Source organism: Nocardia amamiensis NBRC 102102 (assembly GCF_001612745.1).
Classification (GTDB): domain Bacteria; phylum Actinomycetota; class Actinomycetes; order Mycobacteriales; family Mycobacteriaceae; genus Nocardia; species Nocardia amamiensis.
Window position 1 is genome coordinate 1 of sequence record NZ_BDBA01000375.1, and the last position, 3,009, is coordinate 3,009.

Below are 3,009 nucleotides of genomic sequence, written 5' to 3' on the forward strand. Positions count from 1 at the left end.
CCGAGGCTAGCCAGCGGCAGGAGAGCGATGGCACCGGCCCCGCCGTGGACGAGGTTCGGTTGCTTCCTGAACGAGTTCACGAAGTGCTGACGATGGCTGCCGACTACGCGAAACAAGCACCGCGCCGCCGCTACATCAGCGTCGACAAGGCAAGTGTGTTCGCCACGTCGCGGCTGTGGCGCGCTATCGCGAACCAGGTTTCGGCGGCCACCGAGGTTCAGTTCGAGAACGTCAACGTCGATCGCGCAGCCTACGAACTGATCCGCTACCCCGACCTGCCAGCTGTGATCGCCACCGAAGGGATCTTCGGTGACATACTCTCCGACGTTGTCTGCGCCCGTGCTGGCTCGCCCGCGTTGTGTGGATCGTCCACGATCAACCCGGACCGTGGCTTCGGAGCCGGGATCACCGCGCTGTTCGAGCCCGCACACGGCTCGTCGCCGCACCGCGCCGGCTCACGACGGTCCAATCCCACCGGCGCCTGGCTGGGGCTCGCCGCCCTGCTGGACTGGTGCTCGGATCTGGCCCCGCTGGGTGTTTCTAACCGTATTCGGGCGGCCCTTGAGATCTTGCATACGAACGGCATCCGCACCTACGACCTGGCGACCGAACAATCCTCGTCGGTCGGCATGGACGAATTCAACCGACTCCTCCTCGCGGAAGTGGAAGTGCCGCAATATGTCTAACCGCTCGACACCGCCTCTGGGCGGCGCACCCGCGAGAATCGCCGCCATGTCCCGACGCTCGTCGTCGCTCGGCGCCGTTCCGAGCGGCACGATCTCGCTCGCGATGGGTGAGCCATTCGCGGGCACAGACACCCGCATCACCGAAGCAGCCATGGAGTCCGCCCGGTCCGGCAACACCCGTTATGAAGCGTTCACCGGATCGCCGGCCCTCCGTACAGCGATCGCGACGACACTCTCGGAACAATACGGTCGGCCCATCGGCGCACAGGAAGTGGTTCCGACACACGGCGCCAGCGCCGGCCTGGCCGCGGCGATCCTCACCCTGGTCGATCCCGGTGACCGGGTGGTGATCCCGGAACCCACCTACTCGTTGTACGCCGACCATGTCGCGATGGCCGGCGGGCAGGTCGACTGGGTGCCGATCGGCCCGGACGGCTCGCTCGACCTGGAAGCCATCGGCGAGCGAATCCAGGGTGCACGCTTGGTGATCCTGTGCAATCCAGGGAACCCGTCCGGACGAATCCTCTCCCGGCACGAGATCGACACCGTGGTGGCCGCGGCCGCCGCGTCGAACTGCTACTTGATCAGCGACGAAGCGTATTGCGACATAGTCTTCGACGGCCTTGAACTCGCCTCGGCACTCTCGAAGCCCGAGTACGCCGATATCATCGTCTGCTGCCGCACCTTCTCCAAATCGTTCGCGATGACCGGGTGGCGACTGGGCTACGTCGTGGCCGGGGCGGGGGTCGCCGACGCGATCAACCTTGTGCATCGTACTGTCAACGGCGCCCTGAACTCGTTTGTGCAGCACGCGGGCGTTACCGCCCTCAATCTCGCGGACGACCTACTCACCGGGCTCGCCGAGCAATACCAGTATCGTCGTGACCTGGTAGTAAGCAGCTTGCACGGCATCCCCGGTGTCCACCTGGTTCGACCGCAAGGAGCGTTCTACGCCTTCCCCCGCGTCGACATGGATATCTCCTCCGACGAACTGACCCGACGAATGGCCGACGCAGGCGTGCTCGTACGCTCCGGCCGGGAATACGGACCGTCCGGAGAAGGGCACTTCCGAATCTCGTTCGCAACCGATGCCGACCATCTTGTCGCCGGTATGGATCGGGTACGAAGGGTACTCGAGGAAAATCTCCGATGACAAGTGCCGCAACTGAGCTCACAACACCGATATCATCCGATGCGAATGTGCTGCGCGACGCACGGGAGCAACTGGCTCAAGCCGTATCGATCCTCGGCTACGAACAGGGCATCTACGACATGCTCGCCACGCCCCGGCGCGAATTGACCGTCAGCGTGCCACTGCGGCGCGACGACGGCTCGGTGGAACTGCTCATCGGACACCGAGGCTTATTCACAAGCCCTGGTTGGGGTTTCGCTGCTGGCCGTTTGCTGTGGCTGTGGTGGTGCGGGCCCGGCGGTCGGGCCTGCTGGGCAGGTCTCGGCGTGGAGCTTGAAAGAGCAACGGCTTCAACATATCTCGATTCGGAAGACCAATTCCACTGATCGAGAGCGGAAGCCGTTGCGGTACGAGGCTATGACAGGGCTGACCGGGGAGCAACTGACCGAGCTGACCGCGCGGGTCCACCAGCAGACGGGTGCGCTGATCTCGCGGGGACGTCCGTTCGCGTTGGGCCTGTTCAAGTCGGTGGTGTTGGTGGTGATGCTGCTGCGCCGCAACATCACTCAGGAGTTCGCGGCGGGGATCTTCGGGGTCAGCCAGCCGACCGTCAGCCGCCGCTGGGACCTGCTGAGACCGGTTATCGGTGTGGCGCTGGCCGAGTTCGTGCCGGACCCCGCCCGGGTCATCGGAGCGGGAACTGCCCTGGTCGATGGCACGATTTGCCCAACGTGGAACTGGCACGCCCACCCTGGACTGTTCTCCGGCAAGGCTGGTATGCCCGGCATCAACGTCCAGATCGCTGCCGACCTCGAGGGAAAACTGGTGGCCGTGGGCACGGTACCGGTCCCCGGTGCCCGCCACGACGCCTTCGCCTTCGCCGCGTCCGGTCTCGCCAGCACTCTGACCGACCTGCACACCATCGCCGACCTGGGATATCTCGGTGTCGACGGGATCGACCAGACTCCGATACGCAAGCCCCGTGGACGCACCCTGCGCAGCATCGACGCCGCCTTCAACACCCAGATCGCCAGCATCCGCGCCGCCGTCGAGCGAGCCGTCGCCTGCCTGAAGACCTGGCGCATGCTCAGCGAGGAAGGCGGGCGCTTCCGAGCACCGATCGAGAAGTTTGCCAGCATGCTCGAAGCCGTCGTAGGACTCCATTTCTTCAGCACCTTATGAATAAGCCTC

4 protein-coding genes are annotated in these 3,009 nt (G+C 64.8%); all 4 read left to right on the forward strand.

What is annotated here, in order from left to right:
- A partial coding sequence (locus NA4_RS37775) for an isocitrate/isopropylmalate family dehydrogenase (RefSeq protein ID WP_245671792.1) occupies positions 1–686 on the forward strand: 686 nt, incomplete at its 5' end.
- 46 nt (positions 687–732) lie between these two features.
- On the forward strand, positions 733–1,839 hold the full coding sequence (locus tag NA4_RS37780; RefSeq protein WP_169811217.1) for a pyridoxal phosphate-dependent aminotransferase: 1,107 nt from the start codon (positions 733–735) through the stop codon (positions 1,837–1,839).
- A 47-nt stretch (positions 1,840–1,886) separates the two neighbouring features.
- On the forward strand, positions 1,887–2,204 hold the full coding sequence (locus NA4_RS42015; protein WP_067480983.1) for a hypothetical protein: 318 nt from the start codon (positions 1,887–1,889) through the stop codon (positions 2,202–2,204).
- A 31-nt stretch (positions 2,205–2,235) separates the two neighbouring features.
- A complete protein-coding gene (locus NA4_RS37790) occupies positions 2,236–3,000 on the forward strand; it encodes a transposase family protein (protein ID WP_067480986.1) in 765 nt (254 codons plus the stop codon).
- The last annotated feature ends 9 nt before the right edge of the window (positions 3,001–3,009 follow it).

Excerpts from the sequence above, each read along its gene's own strand:
- NA4_RS37780 (WP_169811217.1), top strand. The coding sequence starts at position 733 with ATGTCCCGACGCTCGTCGTCGCTCGGCGCCGTTCCGAGCGGCACGATC.
- NA4_RS37790 (WP_067480986.1), top strand. The coding sequence starts at position 2,236 with ATGACAGGGCTGACCGGGGAGCAACTGACCGAGCTGACCGCGCGGGTC.